Genomic DNA, 4444 nt, shown 5'->3' with positions numbered 1-4444 from the left:
CCGGCCCCTTCCAGACTTCCGCCACCTAGAAAGGTTACCTGATGAACCAGGAACTCACGAACAACCCGTTCAACCCGCTGACCCCGGCCAAGACCTTCGACGAGATCAAGGTCAGCCTCGCCAGCCCCGAGCGGATCCTCAGCTGGTCCTTTGGCGAGATCAAGAAGCCCGAGACGATCAACTACCGCACGTTCAAGCCCGAGCGTGACGGCCTGTTCTGCGCGCGCATCTTCGGCCCGATCAAGGACTACGAGTGCCTGTGCGGCAAGTACAAGCGCATGAAGTACCGCGGCGTCGTCTGCGAGAAGTGCGGCGTCGAGGTGACGCTGCAGAAGGTCCGCCGCGAGCGCATGGGCCACATCGAGCTGGCCGCGCCGGTCGCCCACATCTGGTTCCTCAAGTCGCTGCCCTCGCGCATCGGCCTGATGCTGGACATGACCCTGCGTGACCTCGAGCGGATCCTCTACTTCGAGAACTACGTCGTCATCGAGCCCGGCCTGACCGATCTCTCCTACGGCGACCTGATGACCGAGGAAGAGTATCTCGACGCCCAGGATTCCTACGGCGCCGACGCCTTCGAGGCCGATATCGGCGCCGAGGCGATCCGCAAGATGCTCTCCAACATCGACCTCGAGGCGACCGCCGAGCAGCTCCGCGAGGAGCTCAAGGAGGCCACCGGCGAGCTCAAGCCGAAGAAGATCATCAAGCGGCTGAAGATCGTCGAGAGCTTCGTCGAATCCGGCAACCGTCCGGAATGGATGATCCTGACCGTCGTCCCGGTGATCCCGCCGGAACTGCGCCCGCTCGTCCCGCTCGACGGCGGCCGCTTCGCCACGTCCGACCTCAACGACCTCTACCGCCGGGTAATCAACCGCAACAACCGCCTCAAGCGGCTCATCGAGCTGCGCGCGCCCGACATCATCGTGCGCAACGAGAAGCGGATGCTGCAGGAATCCGTCGACGCGCTGTTCGACAACGGCCGCCGCGGCCGCGTCATCACCGGCGCCAACAAGCGCCCGCTGAAGTCGCTGTCGGACATGCTCAAGGGCAAGCAGGGCCGGTTCCGCCAGAACCTGCTCGGCAAGCGCGTGGACTTCTCCGGCCGCTCGGTCATCGTGACCGGCCCCGAGCTCAAGCTGCACCAGTGCGGCTTGCCCAAGAAGATGGCGCTCGAGCTGTTCAAGCCGTTCATCTACTCGCGGCTCGAGGCCAAGGGCCTCAGCTCCACCGTCAAGCAGGCCAAGAAGCTGGTCGAGAAGGAGCGTCCGGAGGTCTGGGACATCCTCGACGAGGTCATCCGCGAGCACCCGGTGCTGCTGAACCGTGCGCCCACGCTGCACCGTCTCGGCATCCAGGCGTTCGAGCCGATCCTCATCGAAGGCAAGGCGATCCAGCTGCACCCGCTCGTCTGCTCGGCCTTCAACGCCGACTTCGACGGCGACCAGATGGCCGTCCACGTGCCCCTCTCGCTGGAAGCCCAGCTCGAGGCGCGCGTCCTGATGATGTCGACCAACAACGTGCTGTCGCCCGCCAACGGCGCGCCGATCATCGTGCCCTCGCAGGACATGATCCTCGGCCTCTACTACGTCACCATCGCGCGTGACGGCATGAAGGGCGACGGCATGGTCTTCGGCTCCGTCGAGGAGGTCGAGCACGCGCTCACCGCCGGCGAGGTCCACCTGCACGCCAACATCGAGTGCCGGATCAAGCAGATCGACGAGGACGGCCAGGAGATCGTCAAGCGCTACAAGACGACGCCCGGCCGGGCCCGTCTCGGCGCGCTGCTGCCGCTCAACGCCAAGGCGCCGTTCGACCTGGTCAACGGGCTGCTGCGCAAGAAGGACGTGCAGCGGGTCATCGACACCGTCTACCGCTATTGCGGCCAGAAGGAGTCGGTCATCTTCTGCGACCAGATCATGTCGATGGGCTTCAAGGAGGCGTTCAAGGCGGGCATCTCCTTCGGCAAGGCCGACATGGTCATTCCCGAGCAGAAGTGGGGCCTCGTCGAGGAGACCCGCGAGCAGGTCCGCGACTTCGAACAGCAGTACATGGACGGCCTGATCACCCAGGGCGAGAAGTACAACAAGGTCGTGGATGCCTGGTCGAAGTGTAACGACCGGGTCACCGAGGCCATGATGTCGACGATCTCCTCCAAGCATGTCGGCGACGACGGTGCCGAGGAAGAGCCGAACTCGGTCTACATGATGGCCCACTCCGGTGCGCGGGGCTCGGTGACGCAGATGAAGCAGCTCGGCGGGATGCGCGGCCTGATGGCCAAGCCCTCCGGCGAGATCATCGAGACGCCGATCATCTCGAACTTCAAGGAAGGCCTGACCGTGCTGGAGTACTTCAACTCCACCCACGGCGCCCGGAAAGGCCTGTCCGACACCGCGCTGAAGACGGCGAACTCGGGCTACCTGACCCGCCGTCTCGTCGACGTGGCGCAGGATTGCATCGTGCGCCAGGCCGATTGCGGCACCGATCTCGCGATCACCGCCGAACCGGCGATCAACGACGGCGAGGTGGTCTCGTCGATCGGCGAGCGCATCCTCGGCCGCGTCGCGGCGGAAGACGTGCTGGTGCCGGGCGAGGACGAGGTCCTTGTCAAGCACGGCGAGCTCATCGACGAGCGCCGGGCCGACCTGATCGAGTCCCACGCGCTGCAGTCGGTCCGCATCCGCAGCCCGCTGACCTGCGAGGCCGAGGACGGTGTCTGCGCCATGTGCTACGGGCGCGACCTCGCCCGCGGCACCATGGTCAACATCGGCGAGGCCGTCGGCATCATCGCCGCGCAGTCCATCGGCGAGCCGGGCACCCAGCTGACGATGCGGACGTTCCACATCGGCGGCGTCGCCCAGGGTGGCCAGCAGTCCTTCCTCGAGGCGTCCCAGGACGGCATCGTCGAGTTCCGCAACGCCCAGATCCTGCTCAACGAGCGCGACGAGCAGATCGTCGTCGGCCGCAACATGGTCCTCGCGATCATGGACGAGAAGGGCGAGGAGCGGGCCAGCCACAAGATCGGCTACGGCACCAAGATCTTCGTCAAGGACGGCGAGAAGATTACCCGCGGCACCAAGATGTTCGAGTGGGACCCCTACACCCTGCCGATCATCGCCGAGAAGTCGGGAACGGCGCGCTACGTCGATCTCGTCGCCGGCATCGCGGTGCGGGAAGAGACCGACGACGCGACGGGCATGACCCAGAAGATCGTCAGCGACTGGCGCTCGGTGCCCAAGGGCAACGAGCTCAAGCCCGAGATCCTCATCCTCGGGGAAGACGGCGAGCCGGTGCGCAACGATCTGGGCAACCCGGTCACCTACCCGATGTCCGTGGACGCCATCCTCTCGGTCGAAGACGGCCAGAAGGTGTCGGCCGGTGACGTCATCGCGCGTATCCCGCGCGAGGGCGCCAAGACCAAGGACATCACCGGTGGTCTGCCCCGCGTGGCGGAACTGTTCGAGGCCCGTCGTCCGAAGGATCACGCGATCATCGCCGAGCTCGATGGCTACGTGCGCTTCGGCAAGGACTACAAGAACAAGCGCCGCATCGCGATCGAGCCTGCCGACGAGAGCCTCGAGAAGGTCGAGTACATGGTGCCCAAGGGCAAGCACATTCCCGTCCAGGAAGGTGACTACGTCCAGAAGGGTGACTACATCATGGACGGCAACCCGGCGCCCCACGACATCCTGTCGATCATGGGTGTCGAGGCCCTCGCCAACTACATGGTCGACGAGGTGCAGGACGTCTATCGACTGCAGGGCGTGAAGATCAACGACAAGCACATCGAGGTGATCGTCCGCCAGATGCTCAAGAAGTGGGAAATCTCCGACTCCGGGGACACCACGCTTCTCAAGGGCGAGCATGTGGAGAAGCCCGAGCTCGACGAGGCCAACGCCAAGGCGGCGAGCCGCAACGGCCGTCCCGCACAGGGCGCGCCGGTGCTGCTCGGCATCACCAAGGCGTCGCTGCAGACGCGCTCGTTCATGTCGGCGGCCTCCTTCCAGGAGACCACCCGCGTGCTCACCGAGGCCTCGGTGCAGGGCAAGCGCGACCGGCTCATCGGCCTCAAGGAGAACATCCTCGTGGGCCGCCTGATCCCGGCCGGCACCGGCGGCGCGACCTCGCGCATCCGCAAGGTCGCCGCCGACCGCGACAAGAAGGTGCTCGACGCGCGCCGCGCCGAGGCGGAGGAAACCGCCGCCCTCGCCGCGCCGCAGGACGACGACATCATCGGCGGGGACGAGTTCGACACGCTGGTCGTCGACACCCCCGAGAGCCGCGAGTAACGCGGTCGCGATAATAGACAGAAAGGCCCCGCTCCGGCGGGGCCTTTTTCGTTGGGTGAGAGCCGTGAGGCGGGCCCCGAATGCTGGGGTTGAAGCCCGGCCTACGCACCGCCCTCGACCGCCGTAGGCCGGGCTTCAGCCCGGCCCCCCCTGCACGG

1 protein-coding gene is annotated in these 4444 nt (G+C 66.0%); it reads left to right on the top strand.

The genetic code is table 11. The features are described 5' to 3' along the window. Positions 1 to 41 precede the first annotated feature (41 nt). A complete protein-coding gene (gene rpoC / locus OG2516_RS08455; RefSeq protein WP_007255231.1) occupies positions 42 to 4286 on the top strand; it encodes a DNA-directed RNA polymerase subunit beta' in 4245 nt (1414 codons plus the stop codon). Positions 4287 to 4444: the final 158 nt, after the last annotated feature.

The sequence above is a fragment of the Oceanicola granulosus HTCC2516 genome (assembly GCF_000153305.1).
Lineage (GTDB): Bacteria > Pseudomonadota > Alphaproteobacteria > Rhodobacterales > Rhodobacteraceae > Oceanicola > Oceanicola granulosus.
This window is presented reverse-complemented; position numbering and strand designations above follow the sequence as displayed.

Coding starts and splice junctions, on each gene's coding strand:
- rpoC (WP_007255231.1), top strand. CDS start 42: ATGAACCAGGAACTCACGAACAACCCGTTCAACCCGCTGACCCCGGCC.